The following is a 21,472-nucleotide window of genomic DNA, read 5'->3' on the forward strand; positions in this document are numbered from 1 at the left end:
GCCCGGCCGGGGTTAACCTCGGCCGGGCTTTTTTACGCTTAGTCGGCGGTCAATACACCACGACGCACCTGGTCACGCTCGATCGATTCGAACAGTGCCTTAAAGTTGCCCTCACCAAAGCCATCATCGCCTTTGCGCTGGATGAATTCGAAGAACACCGGGCCCATCAGGGTTTCCGAGAAGATCTGTAGCAGCAGGCGCTTGTCGCCTTCAATCGACGAACCGTCGAGCAGAATGCCGCGTGCTTGCAGTTGGTCCACCGGTTCGCCGTGGTTCGGCAGGCGGCCTTCGAGCATTTCGTAGTAGGTTTCCGGCGGCGCGGTCATGAAGCGCATGCCGATCTTCTTCAGCGCGTCCCAGGTCTTGACCAGGTCTTCGGTGAGGAAAGCCACGTGCTGGATGCCCTCGCCGTTGAATTGCATCAAGAACTCTTCGATCTGGCCTGCGCCTTTCGACGACTCTTCGTTCAGCGGGATGCGGATCATGCCGTCCGGAGCGCTCATGGCCTTGGAGGTCAGGCCGGTGTATTCACCCTTGATATCGAAGTAGCGCGCTTCACGGAAGTTGAACAGCTTCTCGTAGAAGTTCGCCCAGTAGACCATGCGCCCGCGATACACGTTGTGGGTCAGGTGGTCGATGACTTTGAGGCCGGCGCCGACGGGGTTGCGGTCTACGCCTTCGAGGTAGACGAAGTCGATGTCATAGATCGAGCTGCCTTCACCGAAACGGTCGATCAAGTACAGCGGCGCACCGCCGATGCCTTTAATGGCCGGCAGGTTCAGCTCCATCGGGCCGGTTTCGATATGGATCGGCTGTGCGCCCAGTTCCAGGGCGCGGCTGTAGGCCTGCTGCGAGTCTTTGACGCGGAATGCCATGCCACAGACCGACGGGCCGTGTTCGGCCGCAAAGTACGACGCGAGGCTGTCGGGCTGGTTGTTGAGGATCAGGTTGATCTCGCCCTGGCGATACAGGTGCACGTTTTTGGAGCGGTGGGACGCAACTTTGGTAAAGCCCATGATCTCGAAGATCGGCTCCAGGGTGCCTGGGGTTGGCGATGCGAATTCGATAAATTCAAAGCCCATCAGGCCCATTGGGTTTTCGTATTGGTCTGCCATGGTGGCACCTCATCATTCTTGTAATTAACAAATGGTTATTTGCGAGCAAGGATGAGATTTGAGGGTGGCGCACAGGAGAGGCCTCGCACGCTGCGGGCGAGGAAGTCACCAAAGATGAGGGGGGAGCCGAGTAGCTTCATGGTTACATCAGTCTCTGACGGCAGAGGCTTGCGTGAGCGCAAGTCCATATTCTTGTATGCGTAAATCGATTCTACACAGCGTAACAGTAATTGTCCGCACTCTTATCAAATCCCCAATGGCTTGGCCGGCGCAAGGGGTTTGTTGCACAGGCAGATGCCCAGCAGGATCACCGCACCGCCCAGCAGCATCGGCGCGCTGAGTTGCTCGCCCAGCAGCACAGCGCCGCAGATGACCGCCGTCAGTGGGTTGAGTGCGATGAACACGCCGGCACGGGTCGCGCCGATACGGCGGATGCCGTCGTACCAAACGATGTAGGTCAGTGCTGAGCCGAGGATGCCCAGATACAGCAGGCTTAGCAGTTGCGGCAGATGGATTGTACTCAAGGCACTTAGTGTGAACTTGCCGCCAACGAGCGTGGTGATCGTGAGCATCGCCGTGCCCAGCAAGATCGACCACGTTACCGTCTGCAATGGCCCCAGGCTCTGATTAAGGCTGCGGGAAAACACCGAGTAAGCACCCCACCCCACCACACAGCCGAAAATCAGCAGGTCACCGCGCCAGGCACTCTCGGCGCCCTGCAGGAGCAGCGGGTTACGGCTGATGATGACCGCACCGGCGCCGCCCAGGCATAAGGCAATGCCCAGACACCGGGTCGCGCTCAGGCGCTCCTTGTACAGCAACCATGAAGCCAGGGCGATCACCGCCGGGTTCAAAGCAACGATCAGGGACGCCCGCGATGCGTTGATGTAGCGCAGGCCGTAGAAAAAGCACAGGTTGTAGAAAAAGATGCCGAAAAAACCCAGCATTGCCAACTGCGCGAGCTGCCGGGTGCTGGGCCGGGCCAGGCGTACGCGTGTAAGGGCCATGAACCCCAGCAGCGCGGCACTTGCCAGGATAAAACGCAGCGTGGCAGCCAGCAGCGGGTCAACGTCGGCGGCCAGGTAGCAGCCTGCCACGAAGGTCGCGCCCCAGATCATCGTGACGGCGGCAAGTTTGAGGTAGGTTAGGCGGTCGGACGTCATCAGCGGTGCTCGGCAAGTGTCAGGATTGGGGTATCCTCAAACTAATGATCAATCATCGTAAAATGAGTTATTACTCATGACCCTCACCCAACTGCACCTCTTCTCTCAGGTGGCCGAGCTGCAAAGCTTCACCCAGGCCGCGCACCGCCTGGGTATCAGCCAGTCAGCCGTGTCCCATGCCATCAAGGCCCTCGAGCAGGAGTTGGGCATCGAGCTGTTTCGCCGCCATCAGTCCCAGGTCGAACTCAGCGATATCGGCCAGCAACTGCTGATGCGCGCGCGTACGCTGCTCGGCGTGGCCGACACCCTGCAACAGGAAGCCTCGGATGCGCGCGGCATGAAGCGCGGCACGCTGCGTATCGGCTCGTTTGGCCCGACCTCGTCCAACCGCCTGCTACCGCGAATTCTCGAGCAATACAGGCTGGCGCATCCAGGTATTGAGGTGCACGTGGACGAAGGCCCCGATCGCCAGGTGATCCAATGGCTGGACGAGCGGCGTATCGACGTGGGCTTTGTGGTGCTGGAGCAAGAGCGTTTCGATACGTTTGTGCTGTTCCAGGACCAACTGGTTGCCCTGCTCCCCGTTGGGCATTCGCTGGCCGCGCAGCCCTGTGTGGAACTGAAGGCGCTGTGTGACGATCCGTTCATTCTTACCGATGCCGGCTCGCAGGAGCTGGTCACGCGGCTGTTCAGTGCTGCGCGGCTGACGCCGAAGGTACGTTACCGCTGCTCACAACTGCTCAGTACCCTGGAAGCCGTGGGCCGAGGTGACGGCGTGAGCGTGGTGGCGCAGGCGTCGCTGCCCGAGGCACCGGACGCGCGTTACCACGTGCGTCCGTTGTCGCCACGCGTCAGCCGTGACATCGGCCTGGCGGTGTTGGATCAACGTCAGTCGACACCGGCGACCCTAGCGTTTATTGACGTGGCGCAACGCCTGGACTTCCAGTGATGGAGACTATCCAAATGGCCAGGTACAGCGAGCTTATTTCCCGCGCGCCATCTATCATCTGAATAACCTGATTAGCCCTTCGGCGCTTTCCCCACCCTGCGACAGGCCGTCCCCTCCATGCCTCTGACCGTTAACGGCCCGCGCAAACGCGCCACCCGCTACTTGATCACCGCCCTGAGTGTTCTGCTGCCTATCGCATTGGGCGTGGTGATCCTGCACTGGCAAGCCGAACGCACCCTTCAAGAAAGCACCGCGCAAACCGCCAGCGAGGCCGTGCGCCAGTTTGACCTGATGCTCGACAACACCGCCCTCGCCGCCCAGGCACTGCTGCCACTGGCAGGCCAGCCTTGTGACAACGGTGCGCAACTGGCGCTGCGTGAACAGGTCACGCGTCGGCCTTTTGTGCGCGCAACGACCCTGTCCTGGCAGAAGAACATCTATTGCACCTCGCTGTTCGGGGGTGATTACCAGTCGGCGGTCAACCCGGATGATTATGTCGATGGCACGTTATGGTTGATGAACGGCAACCCGGTGACGCCGGATACGGCGTTGCTGGTTTACCGCTTGGTGGACGGCGACAAAGCGGCGTTTGCCTCGATTGACGGTTACCACCTGACCAACGCCTTGCGCCTGATCAGCCGCTACGCGCACCTGATCCTGCAAGCAGGGCCTAACTGGCTGGATGCCGACGGCAAGGTGCACACCAGCCCCGTACCGGTGTTTGCCGTGGCCCATCACTATTTGGTCTCAGAACGCTTTCCCTACAGTGTCGATGTCGGCATGCCGGCCGGTGAAGTGTGGCGGTACATGGAAGCACGCTACCCGGCGCTGTTCAGCCTTCTGGTGTTCTTTGGCGGGCTGGCGGGCGTGCTCGCGCATTGGCTGCAAAAGCGCTCGTCTGCGCCTACGCATGAATTGCAGCGGGCCTTGGGCGCCAACGAGTTCATCCCGTATTTCCAGCCAGTGGTACGCGGCGATACCCGTGAATGGGCCGGCTGTGAAGTGCTGATGCGCTGGCAGCACCCCAAGGAAGGCCTGGTGCGTCCTGACTTGTTTATCCCGCTGGCAGAGCATTCTGGCCTGATCGTGCCGATGACCCGCGCCTTGTTGCGCCAGACCGCCGCGCAACTTGCCCCGCATGCCGCGCGCTTCAGTCCAGGCTTTCATATTGGCGTGAATATCACCGCGCGCCACTGTCAGGATCTGGACTTGGTTGAGGACTGTGGGGAGTTTCTCGCTGCCTTCGCGCCCGGCCAGGTGACACTGGTGCTGGAGCTGACTGAGCGCGAGCTGATCACGCCAACCGACATCACTCGTCGGCTGTTCGACGCCCTGCATCAACTGGGGGTGATGATTGCGATTGATGACTTCGGTACCGGGCATTCCAGCCTGGGTTACTTGCGCAACTTCAATGTCGATTACTTGAAAATCGATCAAAGCTTTGTCGCCATGATTGGCGCGGATGCACTCTCACGGCATATTCTCGACAGTATCATCGAACTCTCCGGCAAGCTGGATCTGGGCATCGTTGCCGAGGGCGTGGAAACAGCTGAGCAGTGCGACTATCTTGCTGCACAAGGTGTGGATTTCCTGCAGGGTTACCTGTTTGGTAGGCCGTTACCCTGTGACGAGTTCATTAAGTCGCTGGCCAGCCATTGAATAGCCAGCCCGTGCGCTTGATGAAATAATCTTGTTTAGGCAAAAGACATGATTTACTCGTGGGGCATTAACTACTACAATTTTTCCTGCCTGTGCTGAACTCGCAGAAAGGCCTCTTTCTTTGAGTCACCTTATAAGCGCTTGGCTTATAGCTTTGTCTGCAGTTGATATCAGCAAACACCATTATTGGAGTACAGATTTTGTCCAGACTCGCCGAATTTCGCGCAGCAGAAAAAGCCCTTCAAGAGCAGCTTGCCCAGCTCGAATCCTTGAAGAACGACGCCGGCTTGAAGAAAGAAATCGAATTTGAAGAAAAGCTGCAAGGCCTGATGAAGCACTACGGTAAAGGCCTGCGCGACATCATCTCGATCCTTGACCCAAACCCTGGCAAGGCCGGCGCTACGCTCGCCGCCGCACCAAAACAGCGCCGCGCGCGCGTGGTCAAGGTGTACAGCAACCCGCACACCGGTGAGCTGATCGAGACCAAAGGCGGCAACCACCGCGGCCTGAAAGCCTGGAAAGAACAGTATGGCGCTGCCACTGTCGATTCCTGGCTGCGCGGCTGATCACACGGCACGCACAAAAAAGCCCCGCATCTGCGGGGTTTTTTTTGAGGCGTCGAAAACGAACTTAACTAACACTTCACTGTGTTCATTATCGTTCGAGATAACGCGCTCAAAGTTTGAGGCTGTCACGTACCGAACCCACTTCGTCTTTGCTTGCCTCGTAGGCTTCGGCCTGCCCTGCATACGAAAATACATAGGCTTTATCGCTATCAACCGCGCCGACTAATGTTTGCGACAAAACGTGTCGGCCATTTTCAGTAATCACACAAGTAGTTTCCAGCGCCTCAAGACGGCTCAATGTGGTTGGGTGCATCTTGGTGCACACGCTTTGATAACCGCTACCGGCGAAATCTTTCTGGATGGATTTACGCATTTCCAGCAATACACCTTGAAGATTAACTTTATGCCCGGCCTCAATCGGGGTGCCGGTCAACTCCATGACCATCAAGGTATTGCCATTTTCATCGTTCTTGATTGCGCGCTGGCGCGACACTGCCTGGGGTTTTACCGGCGCCTCGCCGTCAACGTCCACTTCCTCGACCTGCCAGCCGCTGGGCCAGTGAATTTCCGGGTCGGCCGCCAGCACAAGCGGGCTGGCCAACAGAAAACACATGGCGCTCAACAGCGATTTACGAAATTCAATCATTACGAAAAACACCCAAGGTTCAAGCGCCAAAGTTTGAGCCCCGGCGCCCGCTGGTCGCAAGCGCTACGTGAACTTTTTCATTTGGCGCAGCGGCTGGGCCTTGCGTATCATGGTTCGGCTGCAGGGATGCTTGCCGCAAGCCAACGGACCGCGCCTATCATTTCAAGTCGCGTTTGCCCCATTTTTTCTGGAGGGCCCATGAGCCTGCACGATCTGAACACTTTCCCGGGCGTCACCGCCCAGCCCGACACCGCCACCTCGAACTTTGTGTTCAACCACACCATGTTGCGGGTCAAGGACATCACCCAGTCGCTGGATTTCTACACCCGCATCCTGGGTTTTTCCCTGGTGGAAAAGCGCGACTTCCCGGAAGCCGAATTCAGCCTGTACTTCCTGGCCCTGGTGGACAAGGCCCAGATTCCAGCTGACGCCGCCGCGCGCACCCAGTGGATGAAGTCGATCCCGGGCATCCTGGAACTGACCCACAACCACGGCACCGAAAACGATGCCGATTTTGCCTACCATAACGGCAACACCGACCCGCGTGGCTTTGGCCATATCTGCATCTCAGTGCCGGATATCGTCGCCGCCTGCGAGCGTTTCGAAGCCCTGGGCTGTGATTTCCAGAAGCGCCTGACCGATGGCCGCATGAAAAGCCTGGCCTTCATCAAGGACCCGGATGCGTACTGGGTTGAGATTATTCAGCCAGCGCCTATGTAAGCGGACAGGGTGACGCAGAGCGTCATCGGAGGCATTCCCACGCGGAGCGTGGGAACGAGAAAAACCCCATGATCACTCATGGGGTTTTTCATTTCCGGGCCCGGATTTACGCCGGTGCGGACGTGCGGATCAGGTGATCGAAAGCACTCAGCGAAGCCTTGGCGCCCTCGCCTACCGCGATCACGATCTGCTTGTACGGCACGGTTGTCACGTCACCGGCGGCAAATATACCTGGCAGCGAAGTCTCGCCACGTGCATCGACAATGATCTCGCCACGCGGGGTCAGCTCCACTGTGCCTTTGAGCCAGTCAGTGTTGGGCAGCAAGCCGATCTGAACGAAGATGCCTTCCAGGTCGATGGTCTTGAACTCGCCACTGTCGCGATCTTTGTACGCCAGGCCGGTGACTTTCTGGCCGTCGCCTTTGACTTCACTGGTCAGCGCACTGGTGATCACGTCCACGTTCGGCAGGCTGTAGAGCTTGCGCTGCAACACGGCGTCGGCGCGCAGTTTGCTGTCGAACTCGAGCAAGGTCACGTGGCTGACAATACCGGCCAGGTCGATGGCTGCTTCAACGCCGGAGTTACCGCCGCCGATCACTGCCACGCGCTTGCCTTTGAACAGCGGGCCGTCGCAGTGCGGGCAGAAGCACACGCCCTTGGCTTTGTATTCCTGCTCGCCCGGCACACCCATTTCGCGCCAGCGGGCGCCAGTGGCCAGGATTACGGTCTTGGACTTGAGGGTCGCACCGCTTTCGAAGCGAATTTCGTGCAAGTCACCGGCGTGTTTCGCAGGGATCAAGCTGCTGGCACGCTGCAGGTTCATGATGTCCACGTCGTACTGACGCACGTGGGCTTCCAGCGCGCTGGCCAGTTTCGGCCCTTCGGTTTCCTGCACCGAGATGAAGTTCTCGATCGACATGGTATCCAGCACCTGGCCACCAAAGCGTTCAGCCGCCACACCGGTGCGGATGCCTTTACGTGCTGCGTAGATGGCAGCGGCAGAACCGGCTGGGCCGCCGCCGACGACCAACACATCAAACGCGTCTTTGGCGCTGATTTTCTCGGCGGCTTTTTCAATGCCGCTGGTGTCGAGCTTGGCAAGGATTTCTTCCAGGCCCATGCGGCCCTGACCAAAGTTCACGCCGTTGAGGTAGACACTTGGCACCGCCATAATCTGGCGCTCATCGACTTCCGCCTGGAACAGCGCACCGTCGATAGCGACGTGGCGGATGTTGGGGTTGAGCACGGCCATCAGGTTCAGCGCCTGGACCACGTCCGGGCAGTTCTGGCACGACAGCGAGAAGTAGGTCTCGAAGCTGAACTCGCCTTTGAGCGCGCGGATCTGTTCAATCACTTCGACACTGGCCTTCGACGGGTGGCCGCCGACTTGCAGCAGGGCCAGCACCAGCGAAGTAAATTCATGGCCCATGGGGATGCCGGCGAAACGCAGGCTGATGTCGGCACCCGGGCGGTTGATGGCGAACGAGGGCTTGCGCGCATCATCGCCATCGGTTTTCAGGGTGATCAGCGTGGTGAGGCCGGTTACGTCCTGCAAAAGGCCAAGCATTTCCTCGGATTTCGCACCGTCGTCGAGGGAGGCGACGATCTCGATCGGCTGGGTGACCCGTTCCAGGTATGACTTCAACTGAGCTTTAAGATTGGCGTCCAACATACGGGCGATTTCCTATTAATTCGGTTTATTGCAGACAAAAAAACGCCCGAGCGAATCTCGCCCGGGCGTTTTGAGGGCGGATGCAGCTTACTGAGGTGCGGAGTTCCGCCCTGGATATTTCACAGACTTAGATCTTGCCGACCAGGTCCAGGGACGGAGCCAGAGTAGCCTCGCCTTCTTTCCACTTGGCTGGGCACACTTCGCCTGGGTGGGCAGCGACGTACTGAGCGGCCTTGATTTTGCGCAGCAGCTCGGAAGCGTCACGGCCAACACCGCCATCGTTCAGTTCAACGATCTTGATCTGACCTTCTGGGTTGATCACGAAAGTACCGCGGTCTGCCAGGCCAGCTTCTTCGATCAGTACGTCGAAGTTGCGCGAGATGGTGAGGGTCGGGTCACCGATCATGGTGTACTGGATTTTGCCGATGGCTGGCGAAGTGTTGTGCCAGGCAGCGTGGGCAAAGTGGGTGTCGGTGGAAACGCTGTAGATCTCGACGCCCAGTTTCTGGAATTCGGCGTAGTTGTCAGCCAGGTCTTCCAGCTCGGTTGGGCAAACGAAGGTGAAGTCGGCTGGGTAAAAGAATACTACGGACCATTTGCCTTTCAGGTCAGCGTCCGACACGTCTACGAAGTTGCCGTTTTTGTATGCGGTAGCTTTGAACGGTTTTACTTGGCTGTTGATGATAGGCATCGTTGACTCTCCGTCAGGGGTTAAGAAGTTGATGAGATGAATGCTACCCACTCTTTCGGCCGATGACTCATTGGCAAACCTCATGCTGACGATTGGTTTTCCCTATCAGGTAACTGTATTAATAGAAGAAATCTCAAATCAGCGGTTGGGTCGCCAGGGTCATGCCCAGAAAGGGCGTCGCTTCAACATAGCGCATGGCGGATTTCATGTCGCTCCAACCGACGTAACTCATCAGCGACTTGATGTCCCAGCCACTGCGATGCGCCCAGGTGGCAAAGCCTCGGCGCAGCGAGTGGCTGGTGTATAGGTCGGCTGGGATGCCCGCGCGCTCCAGCGCTTGGCGCAGCAGCGGGATCACACTGTTGGGGTGCAGCCCCTCCTCGCCCAGGTTGCCCCAGCGATCAATCCCGCGAAACACAGGGCCGCGCACGAGGGCCGAGGCGCTGAGCCATTCGCTGTACGCCTGCACCGGGCACAGGCGCAGCAACGCCGGGGTCTGGTAGGTCTTGCCGAGGTTGTCGCGGTCACTTTTGCTGCGCGGCAGGTACAGGCTGATTCCCGCTCCTGGCACCGCCTGCACGTGCTCGATGTTCAGGCGGCACAACTCATCACTGCGAAAGCCCCGCCAGAAGCCAAGCAGGATCAGAGCGGTGTCGCGCTTGGCGCGCAGCAATCGGGGTGAGTCCTGATCGTTGCTCGCCTGCAGCGCTTCTGCCTGCAGCGAAGCCACCACCTGCTCAAGGTGTTTAAGTTGCAGCGGCTCGGCCTGTTTCTCCTGTGCCGGGTGTACGGCACGAATGCCCTTGAGCACCTTGCGCACCACCGGCGCCTTGGTCGGGTCGGGAAACCCCTGGCTGGTGTGCCACTGCGCCAACGCCGAAAGCCGCAGCTTCAAGGTGTTGACCGCCAGCACGCCGGCATGCGCCACCAAGTAGCGCGCCACGCTGTCGCTGGTCGCGGGCAGGAAGCCGCCCCAATTCACTTCGAAGTGCTCGATGGCCGCGCGGTAGCTGCGGCGGGTGTTATCGCGGGTGGCGGCGTTGAGGTACCGGTCCAGATCGCTCATGAAAGGCCTATTCGTACTGCGACAGGGTGAGTTTGCGCTTAAAACGGCTATGACACGGGATAATACGCCAATATCCCATCTGTTAAATCATGAATTTAAACGGTTTTTTATTCGTGATACAGTACGTATATACATACTACATACCACAGTACTAAATCGACGGAGACCCCATGGCTCGCGGCGGCATAAACAAAGCAGTAGTTCAAACGGCACGCCTGGCGATCCTTGCCCGCGGCGAAAACCCCAGCATCGACGCGGTACGCATCGAGATGGGTAATACCGGCTCAAAAACCACGATTCATCGCTATTTGAAGGAACTGGACGACAGCGAAACCCGGGTGACCATCACCGAAGCGCCTATTGATGACGAGCTGGGTGAGCTGGTCGCACGGCTGGCCCAGCGCCTAAAAGAGAAGGCCCAGGAGCCGATCGACCTGGCCCTGGCGCAGTTCGAACAGCACAAAGCTGCCCTGCTCGCCCAGGTGCAGACGCTTGAGCAGGCGCACGCCGAGCTCAAGCAGCAATTTGATATCCAGGGCGCCGCCCTGGCAGAAGAAAGCGCCGCCCTGCAAACCACCAGCACTAGCCTTCAGACCGAGCAAACCCGCAACGCCGGGCTCAGTCAGGCGTGCAGCGATTACGAGCTACGCATCAACGACAAGGACGAGCAGATTCGCTCGCTGGAAGAAAAGCACCTGCACGCCCGCGACGCCCTTGAGCATTACCGCAATGCAATCAAGGAACAGCGCGAGCAAGAACAGCGCCGCCACGAAGGCCAGCTGCAACAGGTGCAGGCGGAACTGCGCCAGGCCCAGCAAAGCGCAATGGTGCGTCAGGACGAGATCACACAGTTGCACCGCGACAATGAGCGGCTGTTGATCGAACACCGCGTAACCGCGAAGGAATTGGCCGCGCTGCAGGAGCAAACCCGCAAAGACCAGGCCTTGCAGCAAAAGCTCAGTGAACAGGTCAGCCTGATTGAAAGCGAACGCACCCTGCTTCAGGAGCGCCTGCGGGTGGCCGTGCTGGAAAGCCAGTCACGCCAGGACGCGCTGAGCGAACAGCAGCAGACCAACAAAAGCCTGGAACTGGACCTTAGTATCGAGGCGTTGCGCCTGGCGGCCGCCGTTGCAGCGGCGCCAGAGGCAACATCGCCCACCTGATCAGTCGGCCACAGGCGTGCGCATGGTGACAAATTCTTCCGCCGCCGTAGGATGCACGCCGATGGTTTCATCGAAATGCTGCTTGGTCGCGCCCGCCTTGAGCGCGATCGCCAAGCCCTGCACGATTTCGCCGGCGTCCGGCCCCACCATGTGGCAACCCAGCACCTTGTCGGTGTCGGCGTCGACCACCAGTTTCATCAAGGTCTTTTCCTGGCAATCCGTCAGCGTCAGCTTCATGGGTCGGAAGCGGCTTTCGAAGATCTGCACCTTGTGGCCGTTCTTCTTCGCCTCTTCTTCACTCAGGCCGACAGTGCCGATGTTCGGCAGGCTGAACACCGCCGTCGGAATCATCGCGTAGTCCACTGGGCGATACTGCTCAGGCTTGAACAAGCGACGTGCCACCGCCATGCCTTCAGCCAGGGCAACCGGCGTCAATTGCACACGACCAATCACATCACCGATCGCCAGGATCGACGACTCGGCGGTCTGGTACAGGTCATCCACCTCAACGAAGCCGCGCTCGTCCAATTTGACGCCAGTATTCTCCAGGCCCAGATTGTCCAACATCGGGCGGCGGCCGGTGGCATAAAACACACAATCGGCCTCCAGCACACGACCGTCTTTCAGCGTGGCCTTGAGGCTGCCATCGGCTTGCTTGTCGATGCGCTCGATATCAGCGTTAAATTGCAGGTCCAGGCCGCGCTTGGTCAGCTCTTCTTTCAGGTGGGTGCGCACTGCACCGTCAAAACCGCGCAGGAACAGGTCGCCGCGATACAGCAGCGAAGTCTGCGCGCCCAAGCCATGGAAAATGCCGGCAAACTCAACGGCGATGTAACCGCCACCCACCACCAATACACGCTTAGGCAGCGCCTTAAGGAAGAATGCCTCGTTGGAGCCAATGGCGTGTTCGTGCCCCGGAATCTGCGGGATTTGCGGCCAGCCGCCCGTGGCGATCAGGATGTGCTTGGCGGTAAAGCGCTCACCATTGATTTCCACCTGATGCGGGTCCACCAAGCGCGCGTGACCTTCATGCAGGGTGACGCCACTGTTGACCAGCAGGTTGCGGTAGATACCATTGAGACGATTGATTTCGCGGTCTTTGTTGGCGATCAGCGTCGCCCAATCAAAGTTCGCCTCACCCAGCGACCAGCCGAAACCGCTGGCCTGCTCGAAGTCTTCGGCGAAATGCGCGCCGTACACCAGGAGTTTTTTCGGCACGCAGCCGACGTTAACGCAGGTACCGCCCAGGTAGCGGCTTTCCGCCACGGCCACCTTGGCACCAAAGCCAGCGGCAAAACGCGCCGCGCGAACACCGCCGGAACCGGCGCCAATTACATACAGATCAAAATCGTAGGCCATTTCACTCTCCTTGGCAGGACACCAGCATACCGACTTACATGGGGCTGAAAAACGAAAAAGCCACCTAAGGTGGCTTTTTTAGAACAGTCGGGCAGGCGTGAATCAGTAAGCCTTGCCAGTCTTGTAGAAGTGCTCGTAGCAGAAGTTGGTTGCCTCGATGTAGCCTTCAGCGCCACCGCAGTCGAAACGACGACCCTTGAACTTGTACGCGATCACACAACCGTCTTTTGCCTGCTTCAACAGGGCGTCAGTGATCTGGATCTCGCCACCCTTGCCTGGCTCGGTTTCTTCGATCAGCTTGAAGATGTCCGGGGTCAGAATGTAACGGCCGATGATCGCTAGGTTCGACGGAGCATCTTCCGGCGCTGGTTTTTCGACCATGTCGCGTACGCGGATCAGGCCATCACCAATGTCGTCACCGGCAATCACGCCATACTTGTTGGTCTCTTGAGGATCAACCTCTTGAACCGCAACGATGGTGCAACGGTACTTCTGGTACAGCTTGACCATCTGGGTCAGCACGCCGTCGCCTTCCAGGTTGACGCACAGGTCGTCCGCCAGGACCACGGCGAACGGTTCGTCACCGATCAGCGGGCGGCCGGTCAGGATCGCGTGGCCAAGGCCTTTCATCTGGGTTTGACGGGTGTAGGAGAACGAGCACTCGTCGAGCAATTTACGGATACCGACCAGGTACTTTTCCTTGTCGGTGCCCTTGATCTGGTTTTCCAGCTCGTAGCTGATATCGAAATGGTCTTCCAGCGCGCGCTTACCACGGCCGGTGACGATGGAGATTTCGTTCAGGCCAGCATCCAGTGCCTCTTCGACGCCGTACTGAATCAGTGGCTTGTTCACCACCGGCAGCATCTCTTTGGGCATGGCTTTGGTCGCTGGCAAGAAGCGAGTGCCGTAACCGGCTGCTGGGAACAAGCATTTCTTGATCATATGAGTCCTTACAAAGGGCTGTGCGTACGGAATTCGGCGCAGTCTAATCAGGCCGCAGTCACCTTACAATGGGTCCTGCTGGCGTTGCGATGTCAACATAGAGAAAAAATGTCGGCGTAAGTTCCACTTATCTTCCGACAAGTACCTTCACCCTCGACCGGCAAACAACCTACAAGCCAATGTTTCTGAGGGCTACATCCCTTTTAGCATGCTTTCAAGCTGAGGGCACTGATGTGGAATAACTTCGGCGGGCGCAGTGCATTTGTGCGCTATCATTGCGCCCTTGAACCAGACCACGAGATTGTTAATAGATGTCAGAACCAAAAGGTGTAAACGGCTACCTGATCACGCAGCGCGCAGACGGCTGGCACTTGATCAACTTCCACGGTGACAGCGTCGCTGGGGTATTCCCGACCGAAGCCATGGCTACTGCAGTCGCCGAAGTGTTTGTGGATGAAGCCGGTCACGCATCGAGCAAGCGACCGAAGGGCAAGTAAGCCTCTATGCCCCGCGCCAAAAGCCCCGTTAAGCGGGGCTTTTTTGTGTTTGTCTGTACCTACATGGCAGTTCGCTATAATCTGCTGCGAACGCCCCACGACAGTGTCAGCGCCCCTCCAACACCCTCGACGACGAACCAACACATGAACAAGATTCTGGCATTGACTGCGGCCCTTGCGCTGATGACCGGCTGCACCACTACATCCGACACTTACCTTAAAAATGGCGAACAAGGCCTGACCATCGACTGCTCGGGCGAGGCCAATTCGTGGGCCAGTTGCTACGAAAAAGCCGACGCGTCCTGCGCGGGCACCGGTTATCGTATCGTCGGTACCGACGGCACGCCGTCACTCAAAGAAAGCGACAAGACCCTGGGCAAAGACGTCGGCAACTTCAAAAGCCGCAGCGTCGTTGTGGTCTGCAAGTAAGCCGTATGGCTACAGGTGAATTTCGGCGAACTTGATGCCCAGCTCGCGTAACAGCTCGATCAGGTCATCCAGGCGCGGGAACGACTCGACTTCATCCTGCTCATCCACTAGGAAGTAACTGCGCCCGCCGCTTTTCTTGAAAAAGACGATCCATTCACCCAGGTCGGCGGGGTTCTGGATGACATGGGTGGCCGATATCTGACCCTCGGAATTGCGGGTTTTAACGTGTTCACGTTTCATGGCGGGTTTCCGAATAAAGACAAATGCCGCGCAAACTCAAGGCTTACGCGGCATTTTTTGCATTGAATACCCGACAGTTTAACGGATGCCTTGGCCGATCAACACGCCATCAACGGTTTGCCCGTAGAGATTGACGCCATCATTGGCGTGAAACTTGATTCGGGTTTTCTCCACTGAGCCGTCCACCAAGCGTGGATCCTGCGGCCGCTCATGGCTGTTGACGTAAGCGGCGACGTCCCAGGCCTGCTGGTCGCTCAAGCTGCCGCCCTTACCCAGCGGCATGTTGTGCTTGATGAAAGACGCCGCGGTGTTGATGCGGTGCATGCCGGCGCCCCAGTTGTAGGAGTCTTTACCCCAGAGCGGCGGCATGACGAAACTATCACCGGCCTTTTGCCCCAGCCCTTCAGCACCATGGCACACCGCGCATTGGCCTTTATAGACCTCAGCGCCTTGGGCCAGGTTGTAGCCTTTGGCCGGTTGCGCCACATCAGGATAGCCACGCCCCGCCAGCTCCACGCCCAGCGGCGCCTTGCTCGCCAACCAATAGGCGTACACCGAGAGTGCCGTAATTTCGGGGCTGTCAGCCGCAGGCGGCGTACCGCCGTTCATGCTGAACTGGAAGCAACCCTGCAAACGCTCGGCAAAGGTGTTGACCTTGTCGTTCTTCTTTCGATAGGCCGGGTACATTGGGTACGCACCCCACAGCGGCGCCGAGTTGGCGAGGCGGCCCTGGTCCAGGTGGCAGTTGCTGCAGTTGAGCCCGTTGCCAACAAATTGTGGCGCCAGGCGCTTAGTGTCGACGAACAGTGCGTAACCCTGCTTGACCAACTTGCCGTAGGCATTGTCAGGCAATTCACTTTCCTGCGGCGGCTGAAATTGATTGGCTACCAGGTGCGCAGGCGCTGGCTGCAGTTGTGACTGGTCTTCCATGGCAATCGTGGCAGCAGCGGATGGCAGTGCAATCATCAGCCCCAGCGCGGGGACAAGCATGCGCGACTTCATGGCTTGGCCTCCGGGCTCAGCGACGCAAAGTACTGGGCGACTCCCTGCACTTCCTCAGGGGTCAGAGACTTGGCAATGTGCCCCATCAGGTCATTAGGATCATTGTGACGAGTGCCGTTACGCCACGCGGCCAACTGTGCCGCCAGGTAAGCGGCAGGCTGGCCGGCCAGAGGCGGAAACGCCGCGCCCACACCGACACCGGCGGGACCATGGCAACTGACGCAGGCGGGAATCTGCCGCTCCCAGGCGCCTTGCAGCGCGAGTTTCTGCGCCGCGCTGGTGGGCATTTCACTGCGGTGCAGCGTGGCAGGCGCCGGGTGAGGCATCGCCGCCACGGCTTGGCTGACTGCAACGACCTCGGCTTCGGTCAAGGCCTTGGCCAGCGGCTGCATCACCGGATTGCTGCGTGCCCCGCTGCTGAAGTCCGCCAGCTGTTTACGCACATACTCCGCCGACAAACCCGCCAAGCGCGGGAACCCAGCCGCTGCAAGCCCCAGCCCATCGGCGCCATGGCAGGCTACACACGGCATCGCCCCAGGCTGTGAGCCACCTTCGGTAAAAATCTTTTTCCCGTCCATCGCGTGGGCATTGCCTAGCAGCAATAACAGCGCGCTCCCCATCAACACTCGTTCCAGAGACATCATCACGGCTCCATTTTTATAGTTATATGCTTAGGCTTCAATCGCATAAGCTTACAAATGGTAGGGTAATGATCCTGTCGAGACAACACCCAAAAGCAGCGCAAAAAAAAGCCTGGCCCCGCAACAGCAGGGCCAGGCTTTTTTATCGGATTAAGTGTGCGGGTTGAACCTTAGGGCTCAGCCGGAAATACATTCCTCCGCGGCTTTCTTCACGTCGCCCGGGCGAATCGGTACATTGGACATGCTTTCATAGAGCTTGATGCTGCTGCCGCTGGAGCGCTCTTCAATCTCGAAGATCGCCGAAGGGTCAGCCGAGAATTTCTGCGGCACAATCACCTGTACACCGTCCTTATGCGGCTCGATCTGCGGTGGACGCCGGGTTTCAGCCAACTTGCGAACCACACACGCGGCGTATTCCTGCGGCTTCTTCCCTGAAATGACCACCAATGTTGGCGGGGTCTGCTTGATATCTGCAACCGAAGCACATCCACCCAACGCCAAGGCCAGAACCAACACACTCCACTTCATACTAAAACCTCCGATAAAGACCCTACGACAGCGCTGAGAGTAATTTTCTCCCGCTAATGTAGGATTTATCTCTGAAAACTCGGTAAATAACTGTTTTAAATTGTCGAAGTCGTCGACGACGACCCGATAATAAACACGCTGGGGCTGATAAACTCTATCTTAACCTACGTATCATTCTGATTTTTCAGAAAAAGCCCTTCTGGAGACACCCATGAAATTCATCCACCAGCGCGAGCACCTCAACGAGGGCGACATCGTTGTCATCGAATGCTCGCAGACCTGCAACATTCGCCTGATGAGCGATGCCAACTTTCGCAGCTTCAAGAACGGTGGCCGCCACACCTACCACGGCGGCGCGTTCGACCAGTTCCCGGCGAAAATCACCGCACCCAGCACCGGTTTCTGGAACATTACCCTGGACGTGGTGACGCGCCGCGCGATCAGCGTTACGCGCAAACCGGCGCTGTCCCACAAGATTCGCATTGTTCGTCGCACCAGCACCAAGCTGAGCTGAACCCTGAACAGGAAAACCGCTGTGACCCCTACGACCAAATACGTCATCAAGTACAAGCTCAACGGCGAACGCCGCTTTGAGTTCGCCCAGTTGCAAACCAACGACGTCGACGAAGCCAAGCAAGCACTGGCGAAAATCCACGATGCAACCGACGAAATCACCGACATCACCGTGAGCAAGGCGCTGTAAGCCATGCCCGGCCCGACTGCCGATCTGTTTGCCGACGACGCCCTGCAACAACCCGCAGGGCGTGAACAGATTGGCGAAGAGTCTTACGTGTTAAGGGGCTATGCCCTGCCCCGGGTCGAGCGTCTGTTACCTGAACTACGGCGCATATTGGCCCAATCACCGTTTCGGCAAATGGTCACACCCGGCGGCTTTACCATGTCGGCGGCGCTGAGCAGTTGCGGCGAGCTGGGTTGGACCACCGACAGCAGCGGCTATCGTTACAGCCCGCTTGACCCGCGCAGCCAGCAACCGTGGCCTGCCATGCCTCACACGTTGCGCGAACTGGCTGTGCAGGCGGCCGCAGAAGCCGGCTTCAGCGACTTCACTCCGGATGCCTGCCTGATCAACCGCTATGTGCCCGGCGCCAAGATGTCCCTGCACCAAGACAAGAACGAACGGCGCTACAACGCGCCCGTGGTCTCCGTGTCACTGGGCCTGCCGGCGATTTTCCTGTTTGGCGGGCATGAACGCGGCAACCGCACGCAAAAGGTCTCGCTGTTTCATGGCGATGTGGTGGTCTGGGGCGGCGTCGATCGCTTGCGCTTTCATGGGGTGATGCCAATCAAGGACGGCGTGCATCCGGTCATGGGCCCGCAACGCATCAACCTGACCTTTCGCACCGCCGGTTAATTTGACCGCAAGCTTGTGAGTGCCGAGCGTGGCCAGCACGGCTAATCTGCCCGTGAGCCGCCAAGAGTGCAGACCATGACCAACGAACAAGACCCGCGCTGGGCCGCCATCGTCACCCGCGACGCCAAGGCAGACGCACTGTTTGTGTACGGGGTTAAAACCACCGGCGTGTACTGCCGCCCCAGCAGCGCCTCGCGCTTGCCACGGCCGGAAAACATCGAATTCTTCGACACGCCGCTGCAAGCCGAAGCCGCAGGTTATCGCCCCAGCAAACGCGCCGCGGGTGACCAGACTCAATTAGCCGCGCACCATGGGCAGCTGGTTGCCGATGCGTGCCGCCGCATCGAACAGGCCGAAACGCCGCCCAGCCTGGACGCTCTCGCACGCCCGGCCGGGTTAAGCGCGTTCCATTTCCACCGCGTATTCAAAGCCATCACTGGCCTGACGCCCAAGGGTTACGCCAATGCCCTGCGCTCGCGCAAAGTACGCGATGGCCTCAAGGGGCAGCACTCGGTTACCGACGCGCTGTATGACGCAGGCTTCAACTCCAACAGCCGCTTTTATGAGGCGGCTGACCAGCTACTCGGCATGAAGCCCAGCGATTACAAGGCCGGCGGCACCAACAGTGAAATTCGCTTTGCCGTGGGCCAATGCTCATTGGGGGCGATTCTGGTGGCGCAGAGTCAACGCGGTGTCTGTGCGATTTTGCTGGGGGATGACCCGGACCAACTGGTGCGCGACCTGCAGGACCAGTTCCCCAAGGCCGAGTTGGTCGGTGCGGACCGGGACTTCGAACAATTGATTGCGCAGGTAGTGGGCTTTGTCGAAGCGCCTGCCTTGGGCCTGGATTTACCCCTGGATTTGCGCGGCACCGCCTTTCAGGAACGGGTGTGGCAGGCGCTGCGCGAAATCCCGGTGGGCAGCACTGCCAGCTACGCGCAAATTGCCCAGCGGATCGGCGCGCCCACATCCTTTAGAGCGGTGGCCCAGGCCTGCGGAGCCAACCACTTGGCGGTGGCAATTCCCTGCCACCGCGTGGTGCGCAGCAACGGCGAGCTTTCGGGCTACCGCTGGGGCGTGGAGCGCAAGCGCCAGCTGCTGGAGCGCGAAAGTCAGTAACGGCTAGCGGATACCGATATAGATCAGCGCCACGTCGTCCGCGGGGTACACCTCAAAATCGGTGACAAACGCACGCGACTCCACACCCGGCTGCTCAAAGTAGTCCCAGACGTGCTGCCAAGCCGTGATGATCGCAGCCGGCATCGGCCCACGCGCCTCAAACACCAAATAACGCCCCGGCTCAATCACCAGGCTGTCAAACCCGGCAGCCGGTGCCTGGGTCGCCACGCCCGCAGTGACATCAAACAGCCCTTGCGCATCGGACTCATAGCCGCTGTAAACCCCGTACATCGGTGACTCCGGCTGCTTGCCGGGTATTTTCTGGTAAAGCTCTTCAGCGAAAAACCGTTGCCACATCGGGCCGATCTTCGCGCTCGAAGGCTGGGCTTCATCCGCATTACGCGTGCGAACTTTCAGCCCGGACACACGAACGGCCGCTACCTGTTGTTCCTTGATTGTTTGCACCGCGCTCTCCTTTTAAAACGTCAATTTACGCTTACTTAGCGTTCCGTTTACGAAGCTTTGCGTTTAGGACACTTGCAACCTTATACCGGTTACCGCACAGCGCCATACTGCACCTGCGACGTTTGTGCGCCTTGGTCCGATCATAAAACCACAGACTTGCCAGAAGTCCCATGGCACGCCGTCGATAGTCGCCAGGGTGTTGAGCATGCCCAGCACCGGGTCATCAGCCAGCACCATGCCATCAATTGATGGCGCCGCACGAAAACCCACTTTCGTCCAGTGAATAAAACAGACTGGCCGGGTGCCAATCGCCCTGCTAAAACAGCGCAAAGTCTTACTCACGCTGGAGACGCATCCCATGAGCAGCTGGCCAGACACTCGAATTCTTGACCTGCTGGGCATTGAAGTGCCCATCATCCAGGCCCCTATGGCCGGGGCAACGACCACCGCCATGGTCATCGCCACCAATGCGGCCGGCGGGCTGGGCTCAATGCCCGCCGCAGCGCTGACCATCGAGCAACTGCGTGAAGCCTTGGCCACGATCCGCCAGGCAAGCTCGCGGCCGATCAATGTGAATTTCTTCTGTCATCAACCGCCCGCCGCCGATGAAGCCGGTGACCGCCGCTGGAAGGACTTGCTGGAACCTTACTACCATGAACTCGGCGCCGATTTTGACGCGCCAACGCCCGCGTCCAACCGCGCACCCTTTAATGACGCTGCCTGCAAAGTGGTCGAAGAGTTCCGCCCCGAAGTGGTGAGCTTTCACTTTGGCCTGCCGGAAAAAGCCTTGCTCGACCGGGTCAAAGCCACGGGCGCCAAGGTACTGTCATCGGCCACCACCGTGGAAGAAGCCCTCTGGCTGGAACAGCATGGCTGCGACGCCATCATTGCAATGGGGTTTGAGGCTGGCGGGCATCGCGGGTTGTTTCTCAGCGACGACCTCAACACCCAGATCGGCCTGATGGCACTGCTGCCGCAGATTGTCGACGCGGTCAGCGTGCCGGTGATCGCCGCCGGTGGTATCGGTGATGCGCGCGGCATTGTCGCGGCATTCGCCCTGGGCGCTTCGGCCGTGCAAGTGGGTACCGCGTACCTCTTCACTCCCGAAGCCAACGTCAGCGCTTCCCATCACCATGCACTGCGCCACGCCCAAGCCAGCGAGACCGCACTGACCAACCTGTTCACCGGCCGCCCGGCGCGAGGCATCGTTAACCGCGTGATGCGCGAACTCGGCGCGATCAACCCGCAAGCGCCCGCCTTCCCCACTTCCGGCGGCGCCTTGATGCCGCTCAAAGCCAAGGATGAAGCGGGTTTCAGCAACCTGTGGTCAGGCCAGGCATTGCGCCTGGGCAAAGACATTTCCACGTATGACCTGACCCGCGAATTGGCCGAGCAGGCACGGGCCAAGCTCCAATAGAACTGACACCAGCGGCAACGTTGCACTGTACCGGCAATGGCTAACCGCTAT

General features: G+C 59.0%; 25 protein-coding genes and 1 pseudogene. 12 read left to right on the forward strand and 14 right to left on the reverse strand.

The window, feature by feature from the left end; genetic code table 11:
• Window positions 1–38: 38 nt before the first annotated feature.
• Together hppD and KZH41_RS15915 are read right to left on the reverse strand one after the other, a co-directional pair.
• Entirely contained in the window at window positions 39–1,115 is a 1,077-nt protein-coding gene (gene hppD / locus KZH41_RS15910; protein WP_094952196.1) for a 4-hydroxyphenylpyruvate dioxygenase, read from the reverse strand.
• A 245-nt stretch (window positions 1,116–1,360) separates the two neighbouring features.
• Complete coding sequence (locus KZH41_RS15915; RefSeq protein ID WP_263272970.1) at window positions 1,361–2,278, reverse strand: DMT family transporter; 918 nt, start codon at window positions 2,276–2,278, stop codon at window positions 1,361–1,363.
• A 76-nt stretch (window positions 2,279–2,354) separates the two neighbouring features.
• On the opposite strand from KZH41_RS15915, the gene KZH41_RS15920 reads away from it, so the two are divergent.
• The 3 genes from KZH41_RS15920 (at window position 2,355) to KZH41_RS15930 (ending at window position 5,452) form a co-directional block, all read left to right on the forward strand.
• On the forward strand, window positions 2,355–3,227 hold the full coding sequence (locus tag KZH41_RS15920; RefSeq protein WP_094952198.1) for a LysR family transcriptional regulator: 873 nt from the start codon (window positions 2,355–2,357) through the stop codon (window positions 3,225–3,227).
• A gap of 117 nt (window positions 3,228–3,344) precedes the next feature.
• Window positions 3,345–4,886, forward strand: coding sequence for an EAL domain-containing protein (locus KZH41_RS15925; protein WP_263272972.1), 1,542 nt, complete (start codon window positions 3,345–3,347; stop codon window positions 4,884–4,886).
• Window positions 4,887–5,086: 200 nt separating this feature from the next.
• The gene (locus KZH41_RS15930) at window positions 5,087–5,452 is read left to right on the forward strand and encodes a histone-like nucleoid-structuring protein, MvaT/MvaU family (protein ID WP_094952200.1); all 366 of its coding nucleotides are present in this window, start codon (window positions 5,087–5,089) and stop codon (window positions 5,450–5,452) included.
• Window positions 5,453–5,561: 109 nt separating this feature from the next.
• On the opposite strand, the gene KZH41_RS15935 is transcribed toward KZH41_RS15930, so the two are convergent.
• On the reverse strand, window positions 5,562–6,098 hold the full coding sequence (locus tag KZH41_RS15935) for a DUF4946 domain-containing protein (RefSeq protein WP_318654886.1): 537 nt from the start codon (window positions 6,096–6,098) through the stop codon (window positions 5,562–5,564).
• A 198-nt stretch (window positions 6,099–6,296) separates the two neighbouring features.
• Between KZH41_RS15935 and gloA the strand changes: the two genes are divergently transcribed.
• Window positions 6,297–6,818 (forward strand): lactoylglutathione lyase, encoded by a 522-nt coding sequence (gene gloA / locus KZH41_RS15940; RefSeq protein ID WP_094952201.1) that lies wholly within the window; start codon window positions 6,297–6,299, stop codon window positions 6,816–6,818.
• Between the two features lie 106 nt (window positions 6,819–6,924).
• Here gloA and ahpF read toward each other — a convergent pair whose 3' ends face one another.
• From ahpF to KZH41_RS15955, 3 genes are all read right to left on the reverse strand, one after another.
• A complete protein-coding gene (gene ahpF, locus KZH41_RS15945) occupies window positions 6,925–8,490 on the reverse strand; it encodes an alkyl hydroperoxide reductase subunit F (RefSeq protein WP_242149590.1) in 1,566 nt (521 codons plus the stop codon).
• Window positions 8,491–8,617: 127 nt separating this feature from the next.
• Entirely contained in the window at window positions 8,618–9,181 is a 564-nt protein-coding gene (ahpC, locus tag KZH41_RS15950; protein WP_010210361.1) for an alkyl hydroperoxide reductase subunit C, read from the reverse strand.
• A 133-nt stretch (window positions 9,182–9,314) separates the two neighbouring features.
• Entirely contained in the window at window positions 9,315–10,247 is a 933-nt protein-coding gene (locus KZH41_RS15955) for a site-specific integrase (RefSeq protein WP_242149594.1), read from the reverse strand.
• Between the two features lie 170 nt (window positions 10,248–10,417).
• Between KZH41_RS15955 and KZH41_RS15960 the strand changes: the two genes are divergently transcribed.
• Entirely contained in the window at window positions 10,418–11,410 is a 993-nt protein-coding gene (locus tag KZH41_RS15960; protein WP_263272994.1) for a DNA-binding protein, read from the forward strand.
• Here the strand turns inward: KZH41_RS15960 and gorA are convergent, their stop codons facing one another.
• A complete protein-coding gene (gene gorA / locus KZH41_RS15965) occupies window positions 11,411–12,769 on the reverse strand; it encodes a glutathione-disulfide reductase (protein ID WP_263272996.1) in 1,359 nt (452 codons plus the stop codon).
• A 102-nt stretch (window positions 12,770–12,871) separates the two neighbouring features.
• Complete coding sequence (gene galU / locus KZH41_RS15970) at window positions 12,872–13,711, reverse strand: UTP--glucose-1-phosphate uridylyltransferase GalU (RefSeq protein ID WP_003212579.1); 840 nt, start codon at window positions 13,709–13,711, stop codon at window positions 12,872–12,874.
• Between the two features lie 311 nt (window positions 13,712–14,022).
• On the opposite strand from galU, the gene KZH41_RS15975 reads away from it, so the two are divergent.
• Window positions 14,023–14,208, forward strand: a complete 186-nt coding sequence (locus tag KZH41_RS15975; protein WP_094952206.1) for a hypothetical protein — start codon at window positions 14,023–14,025, stop codon at window positions 14,206–14,208.
• Between the two features lie 144 nt (window positions 14,209–14,352).
• Window positions 14,353–14,637 (forward strand): hypothetical protein, encoded by a 285-nt coding sequence (locus KZH41_RS15980; protein WP_094952207.1) that lies wholly within the window; start codon window positions 14,353–14,355, stop codon window positions 14,635–14,637.
• 9 nt (window positions 14,638–14,646) lie between these two features.
• Here the strand turns inward: KZH41_RS15980 and KZH41_RS15985 are convergent, their stop codons facing one another.
• From KZH41_RS15985 to KZH41_RS16000, 4 genes are all read right to left on the reverse strand, one after another.
• A complete protein-coding gene (locus KZH41_RS15985; RefSeq protein ID WP_263273010.1) occupies window positions 14,647–14,877 on the reverse strand; it encodes a hypothetical protein in 231 nt (76 codons plus the stop codon).
• A 78-nt stretch (window positions 14,878–14,955) separates the two neighbouring features.
• Window positions 14,956–15,807: a c-type cytochrome gene (locus KZH41_RS15990; RefSeq protein ID WP_371917699.1), complete on the reverse strand. Its 852-nt coding sequence runs from the start codon at window positions 15,805–15,807 to the stop codon at window positions 14,956–14,958.
• Window positions 15,808–15,875: 68 nt separating this feature from the next.
• On the reverse strand, window positions 15,876–16,523 hold the full coding sequence (locus tag KZH41_RS15995) for a c-type cytochrome (protein WP_263273011.1): 648 nt from the start codon (window positions 16,521–16,523) through the stop codon (window positions 15,876–15,878).
• Between the two features lie 174 nt (window positions 16,524–16,697).
• The gene (locus KZH41_RS16000) at window positions 16,698–17,048 is read right to left on the reverse strand and encodes a hypothetical protein (RefSeq protein ID WP_242149603.1); all 351 of its coding nucleotides are present in this window, start codon (window positions 17,046–17,048) and stop codon (window positions 16,698–16,700) included.
• A gap of 211 nt (window positions 17,049–17,259) precedes the next feature.
• Between KZH41_RS16000 and KZH41_RS16005 the strand changes: the two genes are divergently transcribed.
• The 4 genes from KZH41_RS16005 to ada all read left to right on the forward strand — a co-directional run bounded on the left by KZH41_RS16005 (window position 17,260) and on the right by ada (window position 19,539).
• Window positions 17,260–17,562 carry a DUF1883 domain-containing protein gene (locus KZH41_RS16005; protein WP_034119651.1) on the forward strand — a complete coding sequence of 101 codons (303 nt, stop codon included), beginning with the start codon at window positions 17,260–17,262 and terminating at the stop codon, window positions 17,560–17,562.
• 21 nt (window positions 17,563–17,583) lie between these two features.
• Complete coding sequence (locus KZH41_RS16010; protein WP_094952211.1) at window positions 17,584–17,751, forward strand: hypothetical protein; 168 nt, start codon at window positions 17,584–17,586, stop codon at window positions 17,749–17,751.
• A gap of 3 nt (window positions 17,752–17,754) precedes the next feature.
• Complete coding sequence (alkB, locus tag KZH41_RS16015) at window positions 17,755–18,420, forward strand: DNA oxidative demethylase AlkB (protein WP_242149606.1); 666 nt, start codon at window positions 17,755–17,757, stop codon at window positions 18,418–18,420.
• A 75-nt stretch (window positions 18,421–18,495) separates the two neighbouring features.
• Window positions 18,496–19,539, forward strand: coding sequence for a bifunctional DNA-binding transcriptional regulator/O6-methylguanine-DNA methyltransferase Ada (gene ada / locus KZH41_RS16020; RefSeq protein ID WP_242149609.1), 1,044 nt, complete (start codon window positions 18,496–18,498; stop codon window positions 19,537–19,539).
• 3 nt (window positions 19,540–19,542) lie between these two features.
• On the opposite strand, the gene KZH41_RS16025 is transcribed toward ada, so the two are convergent.
• Window positions 19,543–20,004 (reverse strand): GyrI-like domain-containing protein, encoded by a 462-nt coding sequence (locus KZH41_RS16025; RefSeq protein ID WP_242149612.1) that lies wholly within the window; start codon window positions 20,002–20,004, stop codon window positions 19,543–19,545.
• Window positions 20,005–20,035: 31 nt separating this feature from the next.
• Window positions 20,036–20,158 (reverse strand): annotated as a pseudogene (locus KZH41_RS16030) (CGNR zinc finger domain-containing protein); the annotation flags it as partial.
• A gap of 204 nt (window positions 20,159–20,362) precedes the next feature.
• Between KZH41_RS16030 and KZH41_RS16035 the strand changes: the two are divergent.
• On the forward strand, window positions 20,363–21,421 hold the full coding sequence (locus tag KZH41_RS16035) for an NAD(P)H-dependent flavin oxidoreductase (protein WP_094952215.1): 1,059 nt from the start codon (window positions 20,363–20,365) through the stop codon (window positions 21,419–21,421).
• Window positions 21,422–21,472: the final 51 nt, after the last annotated feature.

The sequence above is a fragment of the Pseudomonas sp. YeP6b genome, assembly GCF_025642995.1.
Taxonomy (GTDB): Bacteria; Pseudomonadota; Gammaproteobacteria; order Pseudomonadales; family Pseudomonadaceae; genus Aquipseudomonas.